Annotated in this window: 25 protein-coding genes; 12 read left to right on the forward strand and 13 right to left on the reverse strand. The window is 48.7% G+C overall.

The window, feature by feature from the left end; genetic code table 11:
- Positions 1-92: 92 nt before the first annotated feature.
- Both AS151_RS05425 and AS151_RS05430 read right to left on the reverse strand, forming a co-directional pair.
- Positions 93-980 (reverse strand): BMC domain-containing protein, encoded by an 888-nt coding sequence (locus AS151_RS05425; protein ID WP_084639420.1) that lies wholly within the window; start codon positions 978-980, stop codon positions 93-95.
- Between the two features lie 117 nt (positions 981-1,097).
- Positions 1,098-2,552 carry a trypsin-like serine protease gene (locus AS151_RS05430; RefSeq protein WP_211517536.1) on the reverse strand — a complete coding sequence of 485 codons (1,455 nt, stop codon included), beginning with the start codon at positions 2,550-2,552 and terminating at the stop codon, positions 1,098-1,100.
- A 379-nt stretch (positions 2,553-2,931) separates the two neighbouring features.
- Here AS151_RS05430 and AS151_RS05435 point away from each other — a divergent pair, with 379 nt between their 5' ends.
- Together AS151_RS05435 and AS151_RS05440 are read left to right on the forward strand one after the other, a co-directional pair.
- Positions 2,932-3,219 (forward strand): hypothetical protein, encoded by a 288-nt coding sequence (locus AS151_RS05435; RefSeq protein WP_244532902.1) that lies wholly within the window; start codon positions 2,932-2,934, stop codon positions 3,217-3,219.
- 24 nt (positions 3,220-3,243) lie between these two features.
- Positions 3,244-3,678 (forward strand): heavy metal-responsive transcriptional regulator, encoded by a 435-nt coding sequence (locus AS151_RS05440; RefSeq protein WP_071516037.1) that lies wholly within the window; start codon positions 3,244-3,246, stop codon positions 3,676-3,678.
- A gap of 65 nt (positions 3,679-3,743) precedes the next feature.
- Here the strand turns inward: AS151_RS05440 and AS151_RS05445 are convergent, their stop codons facing one another.
- The 3 genes from AS151_RS05445 to ndhC are packed head-to-tail and all read right to left on the reverse strand — an operon-like array spanning position 3,744 to position 5,357.
- Positions 3,744-4,274, reverse strand: coding sequence for an NAD(P)H-quinone oxidoreductase subunit J (locus tag AS151_RS05445; protein ID WP_071516038.1), 531 nt, complete (start codon positions 4,272-4,274; stop codon positions 3,744-3,746).
- Positions 4,267-4,998: an NADH-quinone oxidoreductase subunit NuoB gene (gene nuoB / locus AS151_RS05450; RefSeq protein WP_071516039.1), complete on the reverse strand. Its 732-nt coding sequence runs from the start codon at positions 4,996-4,998 to the stop codon at positions 4,267-4,269. Before nuoB ends, AS151_RS05445 begins: the two co-directional genes overlap by 8 nt.
- Complete coding sequence (ndhC, locus tag AS151_RS05455; RefSeq protein ID WP_071516040.1) at positions 4,995-5,357, reverse strand: photosynthetic/respiratory NAD(P)H-quinone oxidoreductase subunit C; 363 nt, start codon at positions 5,355-5,357, stop codon at positions 4,995-4,997. Before ndhC ends, nuoB begins: the two co-directional genes overlap by 4 nt.
- Positions 5,358-5,570: 213 nt before the next feature.
- Here ndhC and AS151_RS05460 point away from each other — a divergent pair, with 213 nt between their 5' ends.
- The 6 genes from AS151_RS05460 to AS151_RS20645 all read left to right on the forward strand — a co-directional run bounded on the left by AS151_RS05460 (position 5,571) and on the right by AS151_RS20645 (position 7,989).
- Complete coding sequence (locus AS151_RS05460) at positions 5,571-5,906, forward strand: rubredoxin (RefSeq protein WP_071516041.1); 336 nt, start codon at positions 5,571-5,573, stop codon at positions 5,904-5,906.
- An 86-nt stretch (positions 5,907-5,992) separates the two neighbouring features.
- Complete coding sequence (locus AS151_RS05465; RefSeq protein ID WP_071516042.1) at positions 5,993-7,009, forward strand: photosynthesis system II assembly factor Ycf48; 1,017 nt, start codon at positions 5,993-5,995, stop codon at positions 7,007-7,009.
- A 120-nt stretch (positions 7,010-7,129) separates the two neighbouring features.
- Entirely contained in the window at positions 7,130-7,381 is a 252-nt protein-coding gene (gene psbE, locus AS151_RS05470) for a cytochrome b559 subunit alpha (RefSeq protein WP_071516043.1), read from the forward strand.
- A 24-nt stretch (positions 7,382-7,405) separates the two neighbouring features.
- Positions 7,406-7,540 (forward strand): cytochrome b559 subunit beta, encoded by a 135-nt coding sequence (psbF, locus tag AS151_RS05475; RefSeq protein ID WP_071516044.1) that lies wholly within the window; start codon positions 7,406-7,408, stop codon positions 7,538-7,540.
- Positions 7,541-7,548: 8 nt separating this feature from the next.
- Complete coding sequence (locus AS151_RS05480; protein ID WP_071516045.1) at positions 7,549-7,671, forward strand: photosystem II reaction center protein L; 123 nt, start codon at positions 7,549-7,551, stop codon at positions 7,669-7,671.
- Positions 7,672-7,869: 198 nt separating this feature from the next.
- Entirely contained in the window at positions 7,870-7,989 is a 120-nt protein-coding gene (locus tag AS151_RS20645; RefSeq protein ID WP_170861325.1) for a photosystem II reaction center protein J, read from the forward strand.
- Positions 7,990-8,043: 54 nt separating this feature from the next.
- On the opposite strand, the gene AS151_RS05485 is transcribed toward AS151_RS20645, so the two are convergent.
- Positions 8,044-8,754 (reverse strand): C40 family peptidase, encoded by a 711-nt coding sequence (locus tag AS151_RS05485; protein WP_071516046.1) that lies wholly within the window; start codon positions 8,752-8,754, stop codon positions 8,044-8,046.
- Between the two features lie 3 nt (positions 8,755-8,757).
- A complete protein-coding gene (locus AS151_RS05490) occupies positions 8,758-9,471 on the reverse strand; it encodes a glycerophosphodiester phosphodiesterase family protein (RefSeq protein WP_071516047.1) in 714 nt (237 codons plus the stop codon).
- 449 nt (positions 9,472-9,920) lie between these two features.
- Between AS151_RS05490 and AS151_RS05495 the strand changes: the two genes are divergently transcribed.
- Together AS151_RS05495 and AS151_RS05500 are read left to right on the forward strand one after the other, a co-directional pair.
- On the forward strand, positions 9,921-11,363 hold the full coding sequence (locus AS151_RS05495; protein ID WP_071516048.1) for a RecQ family ATP-dependent DNA helicase: 1,443 nt from the start codon (positions 9,921-9,923) through the stop codon (positions 11,361-11,363).
- A 79-nt stretch (positions 11,364-11,442) separates the two neighbouring features.
- Positions 11,443-13,005, forward strand: coding sequence for a protein-glutamate O-methyltransferase CheR (locus AS151_RS05500; protein ID WP_071516049.1), 1,563 nt, complete (start codon positions 11,443-11,445; stop codon positions 13,003-13,005).
- Positions 13,006-13,012: 7 nt separating this feature from the next.
- Here AS151_RS05500 and AS151_RS05505 read toward each other — a convergent pair whose 3' ends face one another.
- The 3 genes from AS151_RS05505 to AS151_RS05515 all read right to left on the reverse strand — a co-directional run bounded on the left by AS151_RS05505 (position 13,013) and on the right by AS151_RS05515 (position 18,142).
- Positions 13,013-15,064: a sodium:proton antiporter gene (locus AS151_RS05505; protein WP_071516050.1), complete on the reverse strand. Its 2,052-nt coding sequence runs from the start codon at positions 15,062-15,064 to the stop codon at positions 13,013-13,015.
- Positions 15,065-15,369: 305 nt separating this feature from the next.
- Positions 15,370-16,542 (reverse strand): hypothetical protein, encoded by a 1,173-nt coding sequence (locus AS151_RS05510; protein ID WP_071516051.1) that lies wholly within the window; start codon positions 16,540-16,542, stop codon positions 15,370-15,372.
- 316 nt (positions 16,543-16,858) lie between these two features.
- Positions 16,859-18,142 carry a sugar-transfer associated ATP-grasp domain-containing protein gene (locus AS151_RS05515; RefSeq protein WP_071516052.1) on the reverse strand — a complete coding sequence of 428 codons (1,284 nt, stop codon included), beginning with the start codon at positions 18,140-18,142 and terminating at the stop codon, positions 16,859-16,861.
- 372 nt (positions 18,143-18,514) lie between these two features.
- Between AS151_RS05515 and AS151_RS05520 the strand changes: the two genes are divergently transcribed.
- Positions 18,515-19,591: a chemotaxis protein CheW gene (locus tag AS151_RS05520; RefSeq protein ID WP_244532903.1), complete on the forward strand. Its 1,077-nt coding sequence runs from the start codon at positions 18,515-18,517 to the stop codon at positions 19,589-19,591.
- A 2-nt stretch (positions 19,592-19,593) separates the two neighbouring features.
- Here the strand turns inward: AS151_RS05520 and recA are convergent, their stop codons facing one another.
- Together recA and AS151_RS05530 are read right to left on the reverse strand one after the other, a co-directional pair.
- On the reverse strand, positions 19,594-20,694 hold the full coding sequence (gene recA, locus AS151_RS05525) for a recombinase RecA (protein ID WP_071516054.1): 1,101 nt from the start codon (positions 20,692-20,694) through the stop codon (positions 19,594-19,596).
- Positions 20,695-20,837: 143 nt separating this feature from the next.
- Positions 20,838-21,146 (reverse strand): hypothetical protein, encoded by a 309-nt coding sequence (locus AS151_RS05530; protein WP_071516055.1) that lies wholly within the window; start codon positions 21,144-21,146, stop codon positions 20,838-20,840.
- A 289-nt stretch (positions 21,147-21,435) separates the two neighbouring features.
- Here AS151_RS05530 and AS151_RS23035 point away from each other — a divergent pair, with 289 nt between their 5' ends.
- Positions 21,436-21,570: a hypothetical protein gene (locus tag AS151_RS23035; RefSeq protein WP_275527971.1), complete on the forward strand. Its 135-nt coding sequence runs from the start codon at positions 21,436-21,438 to the stop codon at positions 21,568-21,570.
- Between the two features lie 76 nt (positions 21,571-21,646).
- Here AS151_RS23035 and AS151_RS05535 read toward each other — a convergent pair whose 3' ends face one another.
- Positions 21,647-22,315 carry a hypothetical protein gene (locus AS151_RS05535; protein ID WP_071516056.1) on the reverse strand — a complete coding sequence of 223 codons (669 nt, stop codon included), beginning with the start codon at positions 22,313-22,315 and terminating at the stop codon, positions 21,647-21,649.
- Between the last annotated feature and the right edge of the window lie 215 nt (positions 22,316-22,530).

Raw genomic sequence — 22,530 nt, forward strand, 5'->3', positions numbered from 1 at the left:
AGGTGATTGACAAAAACCAGTGCGGCGGACGCAAAAAGCCGAAATCACATTGGCGAGGAAAACTTAACCCGCAAACAGCGGAGTAGTCAACGCTAGCTTTCCTGGCCATCCCGAGTTTCAGTATCGGTTTCCTCTTGTTTGATTTTTAACTTATCTAACTCCGGCAATTTCACCGGTTCCGATTCGGTTTCGGTTTCCGTTTGCTCTTGTTTCTCGGGTTCTGGAGCAGGAGATTTGTCGGCAGAACGCAGCTGTACCACCGGTTGAGCTGGTTGTTGCTGTTCTTCTACTTCCGCTTCCAGCCAACAACTGGCCATCGGCAGGGTTTGTTCCAAATCGTCCAACGGCCGGGGAATCACCATCACCGCATTCAAATCGCCAATTCTTTCCGCTTCGTGCATGCCAGCTTCCACAGCCACCGCCACATCCGAAACGGAACCGCGGATAATCGCCGTACACAAGCCATCGCCAATAGTTTCGTAAGCAGACAGCCACACATCTGCAGATTTCAACATCGCATCGCAGGCACCGACCATCGCCGGAAATCCCCGAGTTTCCACCAGGCCAATCGCCTCGTTGCTCACGCGACTGTATCCCGATGGGTGTTGCATGTATTGCAGCAAATTGCTCCCCAAAGGAAAAACCGCCTCTAAATTGGGCATTGGTCGTGCAATCACCGATTTGGCCACCAACTGACCGAATTGTTCGGCCACTTTGGCACCTTCTTCTACCGCCAGGCGAATATCTCCGATTTTTCCCCGTACGATCGCCGTACAGTATCCCCCACCAATCTGTTCGTAGCCGACTAAGGTCACGCCAGCAGACTTCACCATCATATCGGCGGTTCCCACAATGGCGGGAAAGCTTCTGGTCGATATCATACCCAAAGCGGCATCTAAAAATTGATATCCGCTCTGTTTTTGGGTTTTGCGAGCCGGTTGCCGGCTTTGAAATTTTTGTAATTGCATCTTATTAGACATTGACGATATTTCGCTATGCTGTGCCTTGCAAGCTTGATGAGGGAAGGTTTTCGAGAAAAGTTGGTTATCTTTAGTGTATCTTGTCTGCTGGCTAATTGATGTTGGCAAAATACCGATTTATGGTATGGCAACGTGGGTAAAAGTTCCTGCAAGTTGGTCGGGGGAGAGGCCAGGGACAAAACCAAAAATGAGATGGCCGTGGCTGGATTGCAAAAATGTCCCCGGGGAATTGTCCAGGGTGCCGGTTTGCATGCGAATATCGCTAGATAGAGAAATAGGGGTATCGAAGCCAATGCGATCGCTACCAGGCAAAAAGTCTTCAATGCGATCGCTTTGTTGGGGATTGTTGGTTGCCGCCGCCGTGCGCAGCCAAAACACATCCTCTCCCCCACCCCCCAGTAACGTATCCTTTCCTAAATCGCCGCTGAGGGTATCGTTTCCCAACCCTGCTTCTAGGGAATCTGCTTGCTGGCCGCCAAACAGCCAATCGTTCCCGTTACCGCCTGTTAGAAAATCGTTCTCTAGATTGCCGTTGAGAATATCGTGGCCACTAGCAGCTTCCAAACGATCGGTTCCCCGACCACCAAATAGGGTATCGTTGCCAGCCCATCCCAACAAGCGATCGCTGCCTTGATTCCCATTGAGAATATCGTCGCGGTTGGTGCCTGCCAACACGTCATCGCCAGCCAGGGAATTGGCAATGGTTCGACCGATAAAACCGGCATAAGCAGAAACCCGCGTATCGGTAAAAATTTCCCCAAAACTCGTGTCGTTTTCATTGGTTACATCCACCCCCGGAATGCTGGAAGACCAACCCGAGGAGACAATACCGGCAATTTGGCCGTCGATAAAAGAAGGTCCGCCGGAATCGCCGCGGCTGCTACCTACTTCCCGCTCTGGCAATCCCCAATCGTGAATGCCAAATTCCCTACCTATGGCGTCGTGTTCCGGGGTGCCATCGTCAAAATCGTACGCCAGTTGGGTACCGGGAACGATATTGATATCTGGTTCCACATTCAACCAATCTGCCAAGGCATCGTAGCGGTTCCATCCCATGCGTTTGACCGCCGTGCGATCGCTCCCTTCGCCAGTTTCTCCGGTTCCAGCGATGCCGTATCCCACCCTTTGCATAACCCGACCCACTTCGTCAAATTGCGTATAAATGCTGTAGCGATTGGCGGTTTCTGGGGCAGTGGTTGCCAGTTCGATAATCGCAATATCGTTGTTGAAGCTATCGTCATTTTGCCACTGGGGATGTACCACAATATCAGCGATGCTGGCGGTTATCCGACCGGTGGGCACATCAAAATAAACGCTATAGTTATTGGGATTGGGAGATAAGTTGGGGGTTGGTTGCTGGAAGTTAAAACAGTGTGCGGCGGTAAGGAGGTGGCGACCGGTGGTTAGCAAACTCCCGGTACAGTTGATGTTGCCGTCGCTGCCGATAGGGACAACGCCATCGAATTCTCCCCCGGTGGGGACGATGAAATCGGGGTCTTGGGGATTGTTAGTGGGAACGGCAATTCGAGCCGAGCGATCGCTGGGCATGGTAGGTTCGCTGGTAGTTCGCAAGCAAGGACAATTTTGGGTACGATAGAATCGTAGATAGGCATTTGTTCGCTATTTTGTACCCATGATTGAATGTAGAAGGTCAGCCTCCCCGGTTGAAGCACGGGGGCTTCATGCCTCCAGCTTCAGGTAGCTGAACAGCCCTTCGCCCTTTGGGGCTAGGTTTTTAGGATCGTGGTACCTACAAATGCTTTCGGTGTTGGTCTCCCTGCTGTTAACGGTTAAACCGCCCTATCAGGGGTCAGGCCGTGCCGTTCGCTCGACCAGCCCGAAAAACATGGGCGAGGAAAACATGACCCGGTGCCGGGGAGGCGATTCCGGGTATAATGGGAGAGAATGGAAACTGCTCGAAGATTTTCCGTGAGCCATGCTTGGTGTTCCCTTGACTCGATTTTGGAAATCCGTTTATAAAAAAGAACCCATCTCCAGTTTCTTGATTGTAGCTGGCGTCATGGATGTGGCGATTGGGGGAATTGGCGAAAGCTGGTCGCTAGCCACGTTTGGAGCGAGTGTGGTGGCGGTGGCGTTGGTGTGGCGTTGGTGGAAGTGGCAGCGGCGTCCTCAAGCCATTCCGCTGCGATCGCCGGCGTATTTTCTGCCGGAGTCGCCGCAAAGCCAGTTACCTACGTTAAAACCAACACCCAAACCTGCTCCCAAAGGACGCCGTTAAGCTGTTAGGTGGGATAATTTTTGTATGGCTGATTCTGCTGTGGGAAGCGATCGAGACTTTTTGAAGATTGGAGAAGTTTCCCGACAAAGCGGTATTTCCATTAAAACCATCCGCTACTACGAACAGTTGGGATTGCTGGTGCCGACCGTTTGGCGATCGCCCGCTCGCTATCGCCTCTTTCACCCACAAGTATTGCAACGGTTGGCATTTATCAAACAAGCACAATCGTTAGGATTGAGTCTCAAAGAAATTACAGAAATTCTACAAGTATACGACCGCGGCGAACTTCCCTGCGGTGAAATCAAGCAACATTTAGAACAAAAACTAGAAGCTATCGACCAACAAATGGCCGCTTTGCAACGATTGCGGCAGCAATTGACCAATTTACTGTCTGGCTGGCAAGAAAATCCCCCGCCAGAACGGGCCAGTCGCACAATTTGTCCCAATATTCAGGATTGATGGGAGTTGGGAGTCGGAGAGAATGGCAATATTCCCATCCCTCGATGCTCCCATGCTCCCACGCTTTAGTAAGCGTCTTGCAGTTCGTAGAAGTCGGGAGAAATATAATCCTTCCGTAGGGGCCAGCCGACCCAGTCTTCTGGCATCAGCAACCGTTTCAAATTCGGATGCCCCTCGTAGATAATCCCGTACATGTCGTAGCTTTCCCGTTCTTGCCAGTCCGCAGATTTCCAAATCCAGTAAACGGAAGGAACCCGCGGATCTTCCCGGGGCAGGAAGACCTTTACCCGTACTTCTTCCGGTTGGGTAACATCGTCTTGGACTTTGATTAAGTGGTAAAAGCTAACCAGTTCGCCTCCCGGTCCGGTATCGTAACCTCCCTGGCATTGCAGGTAGTTAAAACCGTAGGCATACAAAGCGGTGGCAATGGGGATTAAATAATCTTTTTCCACCCGAATCAGTTCCACACCGCTGTGGTCTCTTTCCAGGGAAGTATGTTGGAAGCCGTTTTCGGAAAGCCACTGGGATACCGGACCAGCTTCCACCACCGACTGTTCTTGTTCGGTGGTCTGGGGTTGGTTGGTTTCTTCAGCCACGAGAGGACTCCTCCTTTTGCGATGCTTTTAACGCAGGTGGTACGGGCATTCCCATCGCTTCGGTCAGTTCTTTCGGAGGGGCTTGCCGTTCGGGGGTGCGCAGGTATTCTCCGGTCAAAATCGGAGATACAGCTTTCATTTGATGGGGTCGGGTGTAGTAGCGGTGGCTGGGTTGGATTTGTCCCCGTTCCTGGGTGGATTCGTTGCTGACCTTTTTGCGCAGCTTCACGATCGCATCCATGATAGCCTCCGGACGGGGAGGACATCCAGGAATATAAACATCCACCGGAATCAACTTATCTACACCACGAACCGCCGTGGTAGAGTCAACGCTAAACATCCCACCGGTAATCGTGCAAGCCCCCATAGCCATAACGTATTTGGGGTCGGGCATTTGTTCGTACAACCGGACCACAGCCGGGGCCATTTTCATGGTAATGGTTCCCGAGGTAATCAATAAGTCGGCTTGCCGGGGGCTGTTGCGCGGGACCAGACCGAAGCGGTCGAAATCGAACCGAGAGCCAATCATAGCGGCAAACTCGATGAAGCAGCAAGCCGTGCCGTACATCATCGGCCAAAGGCTTGACAAACGTGCCCAGTTGTGCAGGTCTTCTAGGGTGGTAAGTACGACGTTTTCAGTAAGTTCTTGGGTGACTTCCGGGCGTTGGGGCGGATTGAGAATTTTCTCTTTTTGTTCTTGTTCGGTGGCAGGATTTTCGTTCATGACCATTGTAATGCTCCTTTACGCCAGGCGTAGACTAGTGCCACGACTAAAATGGTGATAAAGATGAGGGCTTCGATAAAAGCCAACAAACCGAGTTGATTGAAGGCCACCGCCCAGGGATACAGAAAAACGGTTTCCACGTCGAACACGACGAAAACCAGGGCAAACATGTAGTAACGAATGTTGAACTGAATCCAGGCACCGCCGAACGGTTCCATGCCGCATTCATAGGTAATCGTCCGTTCGATGCCTTTGGGTTTGGGTCGCAGCAACCAAGAAGCTCCCAGGGCAATAGCTGGAATCAGGCTGCAGATCATCAGAAAGCCAAGAAAGTATTCGTATCCACTTAATGCAAACACGGGCAATAATTCCTACGACAAGGGTTTGTAACTACCTATTTACATCTTTACATTATAAAGATATTGGGATCTATACGCAGCCAGGTTCTAGGCGATCGCGATAAAATCTTTTCTTGAGACCCCTGGTGTGACCGAATTTGCCAATAAATCTTTTTCCGGTCGCTCAACTTTTCTAATATTATTGATAGAGAATATTAAATTTTGTCACCGAACATGAGTAGCCCACCTGTTGACCCAACAGAACTCGACCGGTACGAGTGTCTCTCTTGTGGCTATATTTACGAACCCGCCAAAGGAGACAGCAAAGGCAAGGTTGCCCCTGGCACCGACTTTAAAGACTTACCGACTTCTTGGCGGTGTCCGGTCTGCGGTGCTGGCAAAATGCGATTTGAAAATAAAGGCCCCGTGGGGAAAGCCTCGGGATTCCGAGAAAACTTTAACTACGGTTTCGGCGTGAACACCCTCACCCCGGGACAAAAGAACCTCCTGATTTTCGGGGCTTTAATTTTGGGCTTTCTCTTCTTGATGAGTTTTTACGGCCTTGAGTAGAATTGATTTTCTGCTTTTCGTTGCCAGGCAGCGAAGGGCAAAATCGCAAGCATACATCTTAACACTAGCGCCTTTGATCTTTAATTATGAGTTCGATCGTACGAGGTTGGAAACAACTTTTAACATTTTGCGTGGTGCTGCTAGCGATCGCTGGTTGCAGTAGCGTTCCGAGTTTGGACGAAAATCCCTGGCAAGTTATCGAACTCCCCACAGAAAGCAATTTGCTGGATATCACCTTTGCCGACGACCTGCAACACGGTTGGCTGGTAGGGAGCCAAGGAACCCTACTCAAAAGCGATGATGGGGGGCAAACCTGGCAAGAACAGCAACTAGACTTACCGCAACGGGAGCAGGTACGCTTGTCTTCAGTCAGTTTTGCTGGCGATGAAGGTTGGGTGGTCGGCGAACCGGCTGTCATCTTGCATACCGAAGATGGCGGTGAAACTTGGTCGCGCATTACCATCAGCGCGGAACTTCCCGGGGAACCGCGTACCATTGTGGCTTTGGGAAGCAACCAGGCAGAAATGACCACCACCGTTGGTGCTATCTATCGCACGGAAGATGGCGGTCAAAACTGGAAAGCCATGGTACAAGATGCGGCGGGGGTGATGCGCAATATTTCCCGTTCTCCCGATGGTGGGTACGTGGCGGTTTCCTCCCGCGGCAATTTCTATTCCACCTGGGAACCGGGTCAGGATGAATGGCAATCTTTTCAGCGCAATACGTCCCGACGCTTGCAAAATATGGGATACGACCCCCAAGGTCATTTGTGGTTGCTCGCGCGCGGCGGCCAGGTACAGCTGACCAAGGCTGACAACCCCGAAGAGTGGACCGAACCCATGTATCCGGAGTTTGCCACCAGTTGGGGATTGTTGGATTTAGCCTACCGTACCGACCAAGAGCTTTGGGTGGCTGGGGGCAGCGCCCAGTTGCTTTACAGTCCCGATCGCGGTAAAAATTGGTACAAAGACCGCGATGTAGAAAAAATTCCGGCAAATTTCTATCGGGTGAAGTTCTTCAGCCCCGAAACTGGATTTGTTATCGGTCAGCGGGGCATTTTGTTAAAATATGCCGGATCGCAAGCGATCGCGCCGACGGGATAACCAGCAAATCCGCTTCCAGTAAGTATACCTGCGCCCGTCAAAAATTGCCTTCATTCTATATCATAGAGAATGGAGTTTTTGCCATTTCGTTGTTGTTGTCGTTTCTAGGAGGAAATGCTTATGTCAGGCACCACTGGCGAACGTCCGTTTTCTGACATTATTACCAGCGTTCGTTATTGGGTGATTCATAGCATCACCATCCCGGCTTTGTTCATTGCCGGTTGGCTGTTTGTCAGCACTGGCTTGGCTTACGACGCTTTTGGGACGCCGCGTCCGGACGAATATTATACCCAAGAACGTTTGGAATTGCCGATTGTTAGCGATCGCTTTAACACCAAAGAAGAACTTGACAAATTCACTGGTAAAAAATAGCGACCAAAAAGGAGCGATAGTCCCATGACCAACCGCAACGTTAACGAACCCGTTTCCTATCCCATTTTCACCATTCGCTGGGTAGCCGTTCACACCCTGGCGATTCCCACCGTATTTTTCCTAGGCGCTATTGCCGCCATGCAGTTCATTCAACGCTAGGAGGAACCATGCCACAGCGCAATACCAACCCCAACAATCAACCCGTTGAGTTAAATCGTACGTCTTTGTACCTGGGCTTGTTGTTAATTTTCGTTCTTGGTATCCTGTTTTCCAGCTATTTCTTCAACTAAAAAAGGCCGCTGTTTCGGTTGCGGTCGTACCGGTTTTGCGGTAGAAGTTTAGCAAGATTTGTTACCAGCGAGCGGCGATCGCCCATGGTCCGTTCTATGGGACGGTTTCCGTCTCGCTTCCCCTACCTTGGGCTAGGCTAGGTCTAGTTCTGCTTTCAAGAACGTTTTAATCAAATCAAGTGTTGAGAGGTAATGACTGTGTTTCAAAACGGTAAAATTCCCCTGTGGCTTGTGGCGACGATTGCCGGACTCGGCGTAATCGCCGTTGTCGGTATTTTCTTCTATGGTTCTTACGTTGGCGTCGGTTCTGCCTTGTAAACCATTGCAGCAATTTCTAAAAACCTTAAGTTAACCCATCCCAACCACTTCCATTTATGGAGGTGGTTGTTTGATTGATTTTTTTTCGCAGTTGAGCGGCTGGTAGCTGTGGGCAACGCGACCCATACTGTGCCAGCGTTGGTAGTAATATCGTTCTACCACATTGGCGGTTTCCTGCAACCGGTTGATGGCAATACCATCGTTGCCGTGTTTGGGGGAAGAACTGTGGATGTAGGATCCCTCTCCCAAATACAATCCTACGTGGTCGATGCGATCGCCATCGCTAAAAAACACCAAATCCCCCGGCCGTGCGTTTTCCCATCCAATAGTTTCGCAGAACGCTTCCTGTTGGTAAGCATCCCGAGGAATCCAAATCCCAGCCGCAGCAAAAGCCGCTTGCATCAACCCGGAACAGTCGTAATTGGGAGGTACCGTCCCCCCCCAAACGTATTGATTGGGCACCTGCATGGCTTGTTTGGCATACTGGATCGCCTGGGGCAAGCGTTGCTGGATCTCGGCAGGCGATCGCGAAACCGGTTGGTAGCAAACCTGAGCTGGTTCCAACAGAGATAGGTCCTGTCGTTTCACCCAGCCGGGATACTCATCTTCGCACAAACGAATAGCGATCGCTTCTGTCTGTACCGCCAGAACTTGCAAATGGCGACCGGCAGACGCTTGCGTGGCCACCGAAAGGCTGTGCGGACCGTCGTATACATTCACCTTCTCCCGACAAACATATTCAGCCGCTGCTACAATTTCCGTCATCACCTACAACCCAATATCTCCAGGAACATTGGTGACAATCCGCGATATGCCCATTGCCTTCAATTGTTCCCACTCTTGATGGCTATCCACCGTCCAAGCCACCACATCCATTTCTCGGTTTCTAGCCATAGCCACCAAATCCGGTTTAGCCAGCAAAACCCGATATTCGCTAATCAAAACCTCCCCAGCCGTTGCCTCTGTCAGTCGGGAAAGAAACCCATCCACAGAAGTCACAATAGACCCCATCATAGTGCGCGTCTGTAACTGTTGCCACTGCTGTACGAACCGCTGGTTGTCGCAATAGACAATACACCGTTGTTCGATCCCCACCTCCCGCAACAACATTGCCAGCTGTCGGACTTCTTTTTCTTGCCAATCCCAGTAGGGTTTCACATCTAGATAGATCGACTGGGGAACTTGTGCCACCACCGGCAAGACAGCCGCCAAACTAGGAATAGTGGTACCAGCAAAGCGAGGATCGAACCAAGCCCCCACATCCAACGATTGTAGCTGCTGCCAGGTTCTTTCCCGAATAGTTCCCGGCATTTGGGTAACGCGGGCGGTATGGCGGTCGTGAAAAGCCACCGGTACCCCGTCAGCAGTCACTTGTACGTCCAATTCTACCGAATCCGCGGCCGCTTCTACAGCAGCGGTAAAAGCAGGTATGGTATTTTCCGGTGCGATCGCACTATAGCCGCGATGGGCAATAATTTCCATAGAAAATCCTACAATAGAAAGGAGAAATCCCCTTAACCAACCAACTTTGCTTCCACCGTCAGCACCCCATAGTAGAGAGACGGGGCTTCGTGCCTGTTATCTTTAGGTAGCTGACCAGCCTCAGCCCTTTGAGGGCTACGTTATCGGCAAGTGTTCAAGTTCCTACCTTTTCCTACCTTGGGAGGCGACGCCAGTCCCATACTCTAAAACCGAGCAGTTAAACAGTTGGACCAGGGGGAAAACGGTGCTGCCTCCAATCGTACCGACCGATAACATTAGCGAGGCGAACCTTACGGCGTACAAGGTAGGCGATTCCGGCTAGAACCGGAAAGAACGTAAACTGTACCTCTTTTCGTTCTCCCCCTTGTTGGGGAAGGCGACTAAAGTCGCCGTTCGTTGTTCCTTCCTGCGCTCAAGCGACAGGGCTTCCAAACATATCGAGGATTTATATGAACCAGCCCGACCTGTCGCAACTGCGATCGCAACTCAAACGCATTTGGGGATACCATGACTTTCGCCCTCCCCAAGGAGAAATTGTCCGCTGCTTGAGTAGCGGGGAAGACGCACTGGTGGTCATGCCCACTGGCGGTGGCAAATCTATTTGTTTCCAGCTGCCGGCTTTGCTGAAAACCGGGTTGACCCTAGTGGTATCGCCACTGGTTGCTTTAATGGAAAACCAAGTAGAGGAACTGCGCGAGAAACGACTGCCAGCAGCTTCCCTCCACAGCGAACTGCCGCGCCAGCAAAAACGCCGAACCCTGTCTTTGCTAGCCAAAAATCAATTGCGGTTGCTGTACCTGTCTCCAGAAACCCTACTCAGCCAGCCCGTTTGGCAGCAATTATGCCAAAGGGACTTACCCATCAATGGCTTAATTTTAGACGAAGCCCACTGTTTAGTCCAGTGGGGGGATACCTTTCGTCCGGCCTACCGACGTTTGGGGGCTGTCCGACCGGCGTTGCAGCAACAGAAACCAACCAACCATCCCATCGCGATCGCTGCGTTTACCGCCACTGCCAATCCCCAAGCCCAAACCACCATTCGCCAAGTCTTGCAGCTGCAACAACCCCAGGCATTTCTCCTCAATCCCTATCGAGACAATTTGCACTTACAAGTCCAAATCGCCTGGACTCCCCGGGGCAGAAAACAACGCTTGCTACGGCACATTCGCCAGCATCGCGGGGCTTCGGGGCTGGTTTACGTTCGCAGCCGCAAAGACAGCGAAAATTTGGCTGCTTGGCTGTCGCAGTTGGGATTTGCCACGGCAGGCTACCACGCTGGTTTAAGCCCCCAAAAGCGGCGGCAGTTGGAAAACGATTGGATTGCGGGGAAAATTCAGTTTGTGGTTTGTACTTCGGCTTTTGGTATGGGAATCAACAAGCCTGATGTACGTTGGGTGGTTCACTTCCACGCCCCCATTTTGCTTTCGGAATACGTTCAGGAAGTGGGTCGTGCTGGTCGAGATGGCAAACCCGCCCGCGCTCTCACTTTGATAAGCGAACCCACCGGACTTTTAGATCCGGAAGACAAACAAAGGCGTCGGTTTTTCACCGAACGGCAGCGGGAACAGTACCGTTTTGCCCAACAATTGGTGCCAAAAATTCCCGCTACTGGCCATGTGGATACTGTGGCCCAACAATTCCGCCAAGCTCCCATTGCGCTTTCTTTGCTGCATGCTGGCGGTAGGTTAAGCTGGAAAGACCCGTTTCGCTACCAAATTCATCAAGCAGCCGGTGGGAGTCAATCTTCCCAAGAAAAGGCAGTGCGCGAAATGCAGCAGTATTTAACCACCTGCCAATGTCGCTGGCAGTTTTTGTTGCGTGCGTTTGGTTTCGTTGAGGCGGCGCGTTCCTTTCGTTGCGGGCATTGCGATAATTGTCAAAAATCATTGTAGCTACCGCAGCGATCGCTATAACTTTGCCAGTCGCAATTTTTAGAAAATTACGCTATTTTCACCGAACAATTGAAACTTGATGATGGATTTTCTCCAAGATTTTATTCAACTGATTGCCAAGCGTACGGGGTTGTACGTTCGCGAAAAAGACCAACAGGTTGTGCGGCAAATTATCGAACAGCGGATGCGGATTTTAAATCTGACTTCTGCATCGCAGTACTATCAATTTTTGCAGGAAAGTGCTTTAACGGCAGAGGGCAACTCACCAGCCCAAAACGAATGGCGTATTCTAGCACAGTTGCTCACCAATACAGAAAGTTATTTTTTTCGCGATCGCGGTCAGTTTGCCCTGCTGCGGGAGAAAATTTTACCCCAGTTGATTGCTTGGCGGCGCGCCCAACAGCAACAAGAGGGAAGCAGCAGACCTTCTTTGCGCTTGTGGAGTGCTGGCTGTGCTGGTGGCGAGGAACCTTATTCTTTGGCGATTTTGCTTTGGGAATTGCTACCGGATTTACCAAATTGGGACTTGTTGGTTTTGGGAACGGATATCAATCAAAATGTTCTGCAAAAAGCGAAAATAGGAATTTATGGGGATTGGTCCTTTCGACTCACTTCCGAACGACTGCAAAAACGCTACTTTCATTACCAACAAACTGGCTGGAAATTGGATGATAAAATTCGCAATTTGGTGACCTTTCGCTACGGCAATTTGGTCCGCGATCGCTTGGGAGACCCCGCCAGTTACGCTTCGCAAATGGATCTAATTTTGTGTCGCAATGTATTTATTTATTTCCAACCAGAAGCCATTGGTTCGGTTTTAAAAAAATTCTACAATACTTTGCGAGAGCGGGGCTATTTGCTCACCGCCCATACAGAACTATACGGACAGGATTTATCTCCTTTTCGGGTACGGATTTTCCCCGAATCCATTGCCTACCAACGCTGCGAAACGCCCACACCGGAGACATCTGCGCCGCCACTGCCACCACCAAGTGTCTCTTTTGTTCAGTGGCAGCCTCCTTCCCACCCGCGTTCCGTTCCCAAGCGTTCTCTTCCTAAAAAAAACACGCCCCACCGCCAACCCCTCTCCCAACAACATCCAAAAACAACAGTATCGACACCAGAAAATTCCCAAACCACTTCAGCTGCCCAAACGCAATTTTCCCAAGCCGAAACATTGCTGCAGCAGGGCTACTATCGTCAAGCGATTGCCAAAGCCGAAGCCTACCTAGAAGATACGATTTATCGATTGCCCGCACATACCTTAATTGCCCAGGCTCATGCCAACTTGGGGGAGTACAATCGTGCCAATTATTACTGCCAGCTCGCCCTCGATATTGATGCCAACGCTGCCCAACCCTACCATATTTTAGCCCAAATTGCAGCAGAAAAAGGCAATTTAGAAGTAGCAAAATCGTTTTTCAAGCGGGTGCTGTATTTAGACCCAGAATCCATTTCTGCCTATTTGCATTTAGGGTCTATTTATCAGGCAGAAAACGATTTAATTCGTGCCCGAAAAATGCTAGAAAATGCTTTGAGACTGCTGGAAAAATTGCCCGAAGATTCTATTTTTTATCCCGAAGAAGGCATCGCTGTCAAGGCTGTCATTTCCGAAGTCAAGCAAATGCTCAATGCTATGTAAATGTCATCTAAAAACTGAGAATTTGTTGGCGAATTTTAGCGAGGGCACTTTCTGGGATGATTCCTTTATGGGCTAAATAGGCAATGGTTTCTGACTCCCGCAAGGCAAGTGCCCGTTGGAGCACTTGTCTTTGCATGGGAAAAGCGAGTTCCGGGCGTTCTTGGACGAAACTATCAATCCATTCAAAAGCCGCTTTGCCATTGTTTTGGTAAAATTCAATGCATTCGGAGGCAATAATTTCGTCTACAGCTTGTTCCCGCGCCAATTTTTTGATGGTTTTAATCACTTTTTGCGAAACATACGCGATCGCGGCATAATATTCATAGCGAACGGTCAGCTCGTGCAGGCGGTGTTTCTGCAACCAGTACCGTTTGGGAATCCAAACCAGCAAGCGGTTTAAAAGGAATTTCTCCCACATATTTTCCAACATTTTGGTTTTCGCTACCCGCGGTGGAATTTGGTTGGCAAGCACGCTATCGCCTTTCCAGTTCATCATGAGGCTCAATTTTTTTAAGACCAACCCCGAAATCAAACCTTCATCGTGCAATTCCCGATAAGCATGGTGTTCGATTTGTAGCGCTTGCAACCAAAACAACTGGCGCATTTGGGTGGGTTGTTCTCGCAAACTTTCCCAAAAACGTTCTAGGGATTGTTCCGCTTGCTGGCAACTTTGTTGGTATTGCTCTTGAAAGCAGTTGAGAATGGCAGGGGAAAGCAGTCTTTGGTTTTCCAGTTTGTCAAGCAACTGCATGGCTTCTTTTTTGGCAAATACCCGCGCTTGCGATTGCGCCAGTTCTTCCCGGATAGAAAGGCGGTCGAGACCGAGAAGGCGAACCAACTGGCTGGTGGTGGAACCTTCGACTAAGATGGTAAACAAAACCACTCCCAAGGTCATGGAGATAATCAGTTCTTGGTGGGCAAAATCGCTGCTCAAACTCAGTGCCAGTGCCAATGCGATCGCACCGCGCAATCCTCCCCAAAAACTCACTAACTGAAAACGCCAGTGAATGGGAGCTGTTTTCTGGAATAGGTTAACCAAGGGAATCAGGGAAAATACGATCGCCCCCCGCGCTAAAATCGCAATGGCGATCGCCCAGCCAATGGAGATCCAGACCGTTGTGTCATTGCCGTTGATATTCCCAAGAAATCCGGTGGTGGTTAGACCCACCAACAAGAAAATGAGGCTGTTGGCGATAAAGGCGGCATATTCCCAAAATTCGTATATGTATTTGCGGATATCAGGCTTGAGATGATATTCGCTATAGCGACCTACCATCAAACCAGCACTAACTACGGCAATAACGCCAGAAAATTCCAGATAGTGCTCGGCGGTGAGAAAAGCGGTGTAGGCAATGATGGCGGAAACGGTGGTTTGAATGGCATAATCGTCGGCGGCTACGGCGATCGCCCATCGCATGACAGTAGCTACCAAAACGCCAACTACGATGCCACCAAATAAAGTTGTAAAAACATCTAGGGAGGCTTTCTCTACAGTATTGGCACCAACTTCCCCACTCGCGATCGCAACCAAAATCAGGTCAAATAGAACAATGGCAGTGGCATCGTTGAGCATACTTTCCCCTTCCACGAACATGGTCAGCCGTCGGGGCACCCCCAATTCCTTAAACAAAGCGATCGTGGCAACGGGGTCAGTAGCAGAAATCAAAGCACCAAACAGCAATGCTTGCCCTAGGGAAAGCGGAGTCACCCAAGACAAAGATATACCAATGAACCCCGTAGCCAGCAACAATCCGGGTCCAGCTAAAGTCAGCGACGGAGTTAAAGTTTGTAGCAGAACTTTGTTATCCAGATTTAAGGCTGACTCAAAGATAAGTGGCGGCACGAAAATATATAAAATTATATCAGGAGAAAGTGTTAAAGCACGCAGCGACTCCAGAGGCGAGCCGCTATAGTCCAACAATCCCAAAAATAAACCGACGATAACCAAGCCCACAGTGTAGGGAAAGTTTAGGCGTTTGAAGGAAACAGCTCCCAGACAGGCGACCAGCAATAACAGCAGAATAGCGATTTCTTTCGTTAGTATGGGTACGTCACTCATAAAGAACGTTTATCTACAATGGGCGTTCTAGCGTTCAATGGCAGCAATATTGGTATCCTATTCTCTAGGTTAATTTTCATACGATTCAACTTCTCTACGCCATTTTTTCGCTATTCTAGCATTTCTGAAAAACAACGATTGTTTGAAATTTTCCAATTCCCCTGGTAGAGGCTGACAATTCGTGAAGTGCCCCTATAAAAATGTCCTATTATCTCTTGCGTATTGTTAAGAAAATGGTAGAAAGATTTTATAGCAGAGAACATCAACTGGAGCCATGCACCCTAATGAAGTCAAAATTCCCTATTCTAACCTCTCTTCGCTATCAGCAAAAGCTTAGCTAATTTAGATTGCAACTTGGCGGTAAAGGTTCGCCAACTTCTTCTCATTTTACGAGAAAACATAGGTTCGTTGAGAAGGCTCTGTAAAGCTTTTTCTAACTGGAGATCGGTTTTATTGGTTCGCAGAGCTTGCAAATTTTCTTGGATAAAAGGACGTGTATTGGCATTATCTGAAATCAGTTTAGAAATGTGTTTGATATTTAACGTTTCCTCAAAGGTTGTACAGCGGCTGAGGGCATTATTGGCTTTTAAAGCAACCATGGTCATCAGACATTTTTCGCAACGACCACAATTGTAAGAACTATTGGGATTTCTCCAACAAACTCTTAAACTTTGCAAGGCAATATCGTATTTGGCGATGAGTGCAATTTTTTCTACTCGCGTCGCTTCGCAGCCGTCATGAACAAATTCCAGAGACTCGGAACTCCACAGTGGATCTAAAACCAGATGGGTTCCGCAGGGAAACAATTCCGCATATGTGTGGGAGGCAGGAATAAAAATACGTTGAAAGTGGGGAAATAGTAGGTGACCAATTGCAGCTAGAGTCGCGCCATGACCAAAATCCCGCCAATCAACATATCGATTGAGGAGTTCGCGTATATTGGTTTCTATCTCTATAAGATTTTTACCAAAGTTTGCAGCCACTTCCCGCAGTTTTTCTGAGGTTTTTTCCCTCAAAGTGCAGTCTTGCAGTTGCATATCCAAACCATGCACTAAAATTAGGTCGGTAATTTCGGATTGGCGCTTTAAAAAGGTATAGAAGGAATCCACGCCTCCCGAGAAAAATGTACCTACCCTTGGTTCGGTTGCAGCAGGTTTGGAAACCGATTTGATATTTTCAACGTCTACTCGATGAAACGCAGGATTCCATACGCAGTAGATATCTTGAATTGTAGATAAGTTTGACAAAAACTTAGCGCTAATTTCTCCTTTGGCAATTAACTGATTTGTGCCTACTTTCATAGCAGGCAATAGACCAGTGGCGACAAAAGCTTCGTAGTTTTCCGTCAAAATCGGCTCCCTATAGCTGCGAAAGAAGATTTTGTAGCTTTTGTTATTGACTAGAAAGTCAACGTTAATTTCTCGACTGGAGTTATTGCTGTCGTCAGGAAGAATCTGCAAAGTTTGTTGGTTCTGCATAGCCAATCTCTGGTTTTCTAATAGTTATTTGCTTCGGCTGGGAGCGTTTATGAAATCATGACAAAATTTGTATTCACGTATACTGTATAGCATACCAACTTCGCTGATGGGACATAAGTTTTACAAATAAAAAAGACGAACCAGGCTCGGTAAACTTGTGGTGTGTCTAAAAAAACTGCAAAAAACTATGGGATGGATTTTCTGAAACTTTGCTTGTAGTGAGGACGATTCACGAAGCGCTTCTACCGGAGATTCGGGACAATTTAAGCGTGTTATTTTTTTTCACAGATGGCAGCGATCGCGTCTTCTGCTGCTTTTAAGCTTCCATTTGCTCTAAAGCACGGCAATAGATTTCGCCAAATTCTGTTTCCATCAGCGGACGCCTGTGAGGCATTTCTATAGATTCTGTTCCCCAAGTGGTATTTGCTTCTACAATCGTCGGACCATCCATAGTGAGTGCAATATCCCAACCAATAAAACAAGGTTTTTGGAAGCATTCGTGAGCTTTCAAAGCCAAGTTTACCATGTCTTGAAACCTGGGCAATTGTGTGCCTTGAATTTGAGCATTGGTATCGGGATGGTTTGTAAAAGATCCCAACCGAATATCTTTAGCGACTGCCGCTGTTAAGATCCCCTCGTTGGATACGCCAGCAACCAGACCACCACCTGCAAAATTATCGGTTTTTTCCTCTCCTCTAGGCATCCGCCAACTTGAAATGAGGCTTTTTGCCGGCTGGGAAGGTAATTTATAGGTGATGGCGCGTAATGTACAAAGTCCTCCTTGGCTGAAATTTGCTACGCTGGGATGGTTTTGGATATTTAGTTGAACGATAACTGTTTTATATTGTGCTTTTTGCAAGCAATGTTCTACGAGATGTGCACCATCGAACATAAGATCTCCAGACTTCCACTTATTTGCTTCAACATATTCCCAATACTCGGCACCTTGTCCGCAATATAAGTTGGTATATTTAATAAATAAATTTTTTTGCGGGAACTTTTCTTCTGGGTTGTACCACTTAATTTTGCCGAACGAATCCAATTTGGCAATGATGGGAATAATAGGAAGACCGGCTACAGAAGCGGCTTCAAAAAATCTAACTTTATCGCGGACTTGCTCTACATCAATATTGCGATTGAGATAGGGTAAGAGGGTCTTGATTTTATAGTCTTGAATGTAGAGCGCTATTTTTTTCCTATTGGCAGGTTCCCAAAGCCGGAATTTATAGTAAGAATCGGGATGGATGTTGTAGAAGGCAGATAAATAAAAACTCTGCAACCATTGCATCCATAAGTTTATTTGATGGTAGGTTTGAACGTAATTGCCATTTTTGTTTAGGTACTCGCTGGCGCGAATCCCGGAAAGTACGGGCCAAAAAACGGTAAAAAGCGCTATATAAATTATATATTTAAGCTTTCGCACTGGTTTGCGGCCACCAAATTGTCTATCTGTGGCAGATTCTTGGAGAAAAATACGATGAATCTGACTGGCAATCTTGTTTTTACCTACTTCTTGCGCGAGAAACCAAGGCAAGGGGACAGGAGCATACTCATATGCTGCCAGCCGTTTGATTTTTTCTGAGAATAGGAATTGCTTCATATGATACCTTTTCTGAAAAACAAGAATTTTCTGGGAGTTTCTAATTGACCTGGTAGGGTCTCAACGCGTGAGTGAGTAAGGGCGCTTCGCGAAGCGCCCCTACTCACGCGTTGCGCCTCCTACAACCATACACTGATTATTTCTTGCAAATTTGGGACTTTTCTTTTCAATGGTCAATGCTAGCGAGATGCTGGATCGCGTGACCGCTTAAAGATAGGAAATGCGATCTTAATCTAGCTCAGCTTGTGTATGGGTGTCAACGACTTGATGCTTTCTTAGAAACCTCTTCAATCGATCGCGATCGCATTTTCTTTTACCTCCCCGAAGGACCAGGAAACAGGGTATCCTTGTTAGCATAGGGATTCCCTAGCCATGCTACGAACAGTCGAGGAGAGCGAGATTATGGAACCCATTCCCTATCTCATTTTTGAACTGTATAATTCTACCTACGGCATTGAAGCTACCGCCGTACAGGAAATTTTCTCGCTGCCAGAACTAACGCCGATTGCGGAAGCGCCTCCCGATATTGCTGGGGTTCTCAACCTGCGGGGGAAGATTTTGCCGGTGATGGATTTGAACCGGCGTTTTGGGTATAAAAGCCGTCCTTACCAACTCAGCGATCGCGTCGTTGTCATCCAATGGCAAGACGTGCAAATGGGAATTATTGTAGACGATCTCCAAGAAATTCAAAATATAGATCCCCAAGATATCAGCAGCGAAATTTCTTACGGTCGGGACTTCCAAGCACATACCCATAATTTCATTTCGGGGTTTGCTAGAATTGGTACCAGCATTATTATTTTACTGGCTTGCGAACCGCTCATTCGCTACTCGGAAAAACTCCCTCCAGGTACCGAAATGCCAACCGAAACCGAATTGGAAGAACAAGATATGCCAGACCAGGGGCGTCTGTTTTGTCCCCATGCCAGCGAAAGCGAACGTTCTATTTTCCGCGAACGAGCGGAAGCTCTCATGCAAACCACTGAAAGTCAGGATTTGAGCGGTTTCATTTCTCTGGCGGTGGTGGGGTTGAACGGGGAATATTTTGGGATCGACTTGCAGATGGTGCGGGAGTTTACCGATATTTTACAGGTAACTCCTATTCCCTGCTGTCCGCAATGGGTGGTGGGAAACATGAATTTGCGCGGGGAAATTGTCACTCTATTCGACCTGCGGGAAGTGCTCAACCTCGACCTTTCCCAAAAGCGATCGCTGGAAAAAGCCGTGGTTTTACAAGTGGAAGACATTGTCGCGGGTATGACCGTGGATGAAGTTTTTGATATCACCCACGTTTATCCTACCGATATCGATCCGATTCCAGCGGCAGTTCATACCACACGCGATGAATATTTGCGGGGAACAGCTCCTTACCAAGACAAAATGATGGCCATTCTGGACATTAGTAAGATTTTGACCCAGGGGGAACTGGAAGTCAACGACAGCGTTTGAACTTATTCTGACTCGGTTTCTGCACTGCTGTCGTCGTCGCTACCGTTACTGTTGCTATCGTCGCTTTTCTGACCGGCGACTGAATTCGACGATACCACCGCACCCAGTTCCAGTTTTTCCCGGACTTGCTGGCGAACTTTCTCCAACATGTCTGGATGGCTTTCGATGTACTCTACGGTGTTATCTCGACCTTGAGCAATATTATCGCCGTCGTAGCTGTACCAGGAACCGCGGCGTTTGATAATGCCGGTTTCTTCTGCCAGATCCAACAAGCAACCAACGGTGGAGATGCCTTTGCCGAAGATAATGTCGAATTCTGCCACCCGGAAAGGTGGGGCCACTTTGTTCTTCGCTACCTTGACTTTGGCACGGATGCCGTATTCGTCGGAACCTTTTTTCAAGGTCTGGATGCGGCGAATGTCCAAACGTGCGGAACAGTAGAATTTCAGTGCTTGACCGCCGGTGGTGGTTTCTGGAGAACCGTAGGTAACGCCAATTTTTTGGCGTAGTTGGTTTAAGAAAATCACCGTACAGGCAGATTTGCCGATGTTGCCGGTAATTTTGCGCAGTGCATGGCTCATCAACCTGGCTTGAGAACCCACCTGAGTAGTTCCCATTTCCCCTTCAATTTCGGAACGGGGAACCAATGCCGCTACCGAGTCGATGACGACAATGTCCACCGCCACCGAACGTACCAGCTGATCGACAATTTCCAGGGCCATTTCCCCCGTGTCGGGTTGGGAAATGAGGAGATTTTCAATATCAACCCCTACATCAGCAGCGTAGGAAGGGTCGAGTGCGTGTTCTGCGTCTACAAAGGCAGCAATTCCCCCGGTTTTTTGGACTTCCGCGATCGCATGGAGAGCCAGGGTAGTTTTTCCAGAACTTTCGGGACCGTAAATCTCAATGACACGGCCTTTTGGCAAGCCACCGCCAAGGGCCAAATCCAGGGTCAAGGCACCACTGGGGATGGTCTCCACTTTCATTTTGGCGGCATCCCCCAAACGCATGATGGACCCTTTGCCAAAATTGCGTTCGATGAGGTTTAAGACCGAGTTAAGCGCTTTCTGTTTTTCCGGGGTTGCTGCAGTTTCTCTAGCCATGCCTTAGCCTCGATTCTGAATAAATATGCGGTCCGTCGGTCGGTAGGTCTGCCCGATGGTTTGACTACCTCTGACCATTTTACTCGATCGGGTGGGCAGTTGTTGAGCCAATGGAGAATTTTGCTGGGGAGGGAAACTGCTACCTAGTCTGGGTCTAGGGGGTTGTTTTCTAGTCTGGCTAGCAAGGCTTGCAGGCGCATGCGTTCGATGTAGGGCCAGCCGCCGTTGGCTTCAATATCTTGTAATAAGGTATAGAAATCTTGACGGTTGTCTGGCAAGGCGTGTTGAAACCAGCGATCGCGAATTTCCTGGTGGGTTTTCTCCAAGGTGCGAAGAATAGCTAGCAACTGTTGGGGGTTGTCTTGATGGTCGGCGGCAAGTGCCTGCAACTGTTCGGCGATCGCGTTGAGGGTGGCTTGTAAATCTTGGGAGTGGGAATGGATCTGGTTCATGACAATTTTTTCCGGTTGGCTGGGAAAAACCGACGTACGCAGGTGATAGGTGTCACCTTACTCTTTGCCTATTATCACCGCATTGTTGCTCAAAGATCGCACGAAATTGAGACGGCGATCGCGGTACTTCCCCCTAAAAAGGGGCACACTATAAATATAGAGAAAAAGAAATAAAGAATTTTCTCAAATCGTTTTTTGATTTCTATCTAAATTTTACCTTCTCCCTACTCTTTTGCCTATTTATTTTTGCTAATGTTTTTAATTTTTCCCTTTTCGGAGGAAATTAGCCATGACATACTACAAACCCAACACCAACATTCCTTTCCAAAAAATTGTCTATTCCAAAATCAAAATCAATGGCAAACTGCGCTTGATCCCCATGGAACTCTATGCTGATGGTACGGTCAGACGTCATGCCTATTGATTTGCCAGATGGGCGCAAGCCACCCACGAGGGAATAGAAAGGGATTGACTCTTGCCAATCCCTATTTTTTTGGTGCTTAGGTTTGTGGGTAGAATTTTTTGGTTTCGCTGCAGTAGGTCCAGGCAATGCCGGCTGGGTCTTTTTGTTGGGACCAAACAGCAAAATCTGACTTGTTTTTCCGCTGGCTGATGGTGCTGGGACTCACTTGTAGTCGCCGGGAAAGGGCCGCTTGATGCAATTCAGAAACATGGGAGCAACTGATTTGGCTGTTGTTAGACGCTGGGGGGGATTCTGGTTTCCCAGGGGATTCCGGCGTACTCCAAGCAAATAAATAAGCAATTTCCCCGCGATCGTCCACTTCAAAGTTGGCGGTGAATTCCTGGGCTTGCCGGTCCAAATAGGCTTTGGCTTGTTCGCTGGTGGCATTAGCTTGCAACGCCAGTTCCAACACCGAAATGCGTCCCTGGTTGAGAGCGACCAAATGGCTAAACGCGGCTTGCAACTGTTCTTGACGCTGCTGGCGATGGGAGTACCAGCGCCACCCCACCCATGCAATCGCGATCGCCACTGCCACCACCAACGACACAGATGCCAGTTGTATGGCAAAGGTCACCGTTGCCTGCCACAATTGTTCCACTGTTTGGACGGCAGTCCGCAGGATGAAAATTCCCAGGACAAACCCCAACAGGTAAATGCCGCATCCGGTTAGGTTGAACTCGAAATGTTTGGAACGCTCTTTATCCATGCGCAATCGACAGCCTCAGCATATCAGCCATGGTACGAGAAAAATCGCCAACAGCGATCGCCCCGTCCGATCGATTTTGTTCATACAAACCAACAATGGTTTCGCTGGATTTCCCCAATTGGTCTGCCTAAATTGACACTCTCACGAATAGAATTCGTGAGATTCTCGCTTCATCGGGTGTGCCTAGATAGATTCGCTATGCTAACCCATCCCCG

Origin of the sequence: Geitlerinema sp. PCC 9228 (assembly GCF_001870905.1) — a bacterium.
In the GTDB taxonomy this organism is placed as follows: Bacteria; Cyanobacteriota; Cyanobacteriia; order Cyanobacteriales; family PCC-9228; genus PCC-9228.

Bases quoted from the DNA above. Each gene is read 5' to 3' on its own strand.
- AS151_RS05515 (WP_071516052.1), bottom strand. From the start codon at position 18,142: ATGAAGCAATTCCTATTCTCAGAAAAAATCAAACGGCTGGCAGCATAT.
- psbF (WP_071516044.1), top strand. From the start codon at position 7,406: ATGACCAACCGCAACGTTAACGAACCCGTTTCCTATCCCATTTTCACC.
- AS151_RS05460 (WP_071516041.1), top strand. From the start codon at position 5,571: ATGAGTAGCCCACCTGTTGACCCAACAGAACTCGACCGGTACGAGTGT.
- AS151_RS23035 (WP_275527971.1), top strand. From the start codon at position 21,436: ATGACATACTACAAACCCAACACCAACATTCCTTTCCAAAAAATTGTC.
- AS151_RS05505 (WP_071516050.1), bottom strand. From the start codon at position 15,064: ATGAGTGACGTACCCATACTAACGAAAGAAATCGCTATTCTGCTGTTA.
- nuoB (WP_071516039.1), bottom strand. From the start codon at position 4,998: ATGAACGAAAATCCTGCCACCGAACAAGAACAAAAAGAGAAAATTCTC.
- AS151_RS05510 (WP_071516051.1), bottom strand. From the start codon at position 16,542: ATGCAGAACCAACAAACTTTGCAGATTCTTCCTGACGACAGCAATAAC.
- AS151_RS05530 (WP_071516055.1), bottom strand. From the start codon at position 21,146: ATGAACCAGATCCATTCCCACTCCCAAGATTTACAAGCCACCCTCAAC.
- AS151_RS05495 (WP_071516048.1), top strand. From the start codon at position 9,921: ATGAACCAGCCCGACCTGTCGCAACTGCGATCGCAACTCAAACGCATT.
- AS151_RS05440 (WP_071516037.1), top strand. From the start codon at position 3,244: ATGGCTGATTCTGCTGTGGGAAGCGATCGAGACTTTTTGAAGATTGGA.
- AS151_RS05465 (WP_071516042.1), top strand. From the start codon at position 5,993: ATGAGTTCGATCGTACGAGGTTGGAAACAACTTTTAACATTTTGCGTG.
- AS151_RS05520 (WP_244532903.1), top strand. From the start codon at position 18,515: ATGCTACGAACAGTCGAGGAGAGCGAGATTATGGAACCCATTCCCTAT.
- AS151_RS05485 (WP_071516046.1), bottom strand. From the start codon at position 8,754: ATGACGGAAATTGTAGCAGCGGCTGAATATGTTTGTCGGGAGAAGGTG.
- AS151_RS05425 (WP_084639420.1), bottom strand. From the start codon at position 980: ATGTCTAATAAGATGCAATTACAAAAATTTCAAAGCCGGCAACCGGCT.
- AS151_RS05490 (WP_071516047.1), bottom strand. From the start codon at position 9,471: ATGGAAATTATTGCCCATCGCGGCTATAGTGCGATCGCACCGGAAAAT.
- AS151_RS05535 (WP_071516056.1), bottom strand. From the start codon at position 22,315: ATGGATAAAGAGCGTTCCAAACATTTCGAGTTCAACCTAACCGGATGC.
- recA (WP_071516054.1), bottom strand. From the start codon at position 20,694: ATGGCTAGAGAAACTGCAGCAACCCCGGAAAAACAGAAAGCGCTTAAC.
- AS151_RS05500 (WP_071516049.1), top strand. From the start codon at position 11,443: ATGATGGATTTTCTCCAAGATTTTATTCAACTGATTGCCAAGCGTACG.
- psbE (WP_071516043.1), top strand. From the start codon at position 7,130: ATGTCAGGCACCACTGGCGAACGTCCGTTTTCTGACATTATTACCAGC.
- AS151_RS05480 (WP_071516045.1), top strand. From the start codon at position 7,549: ATGCCACAGCGCAATACCAACCCCAACAATCAACCCGTTGAGTTAAAT.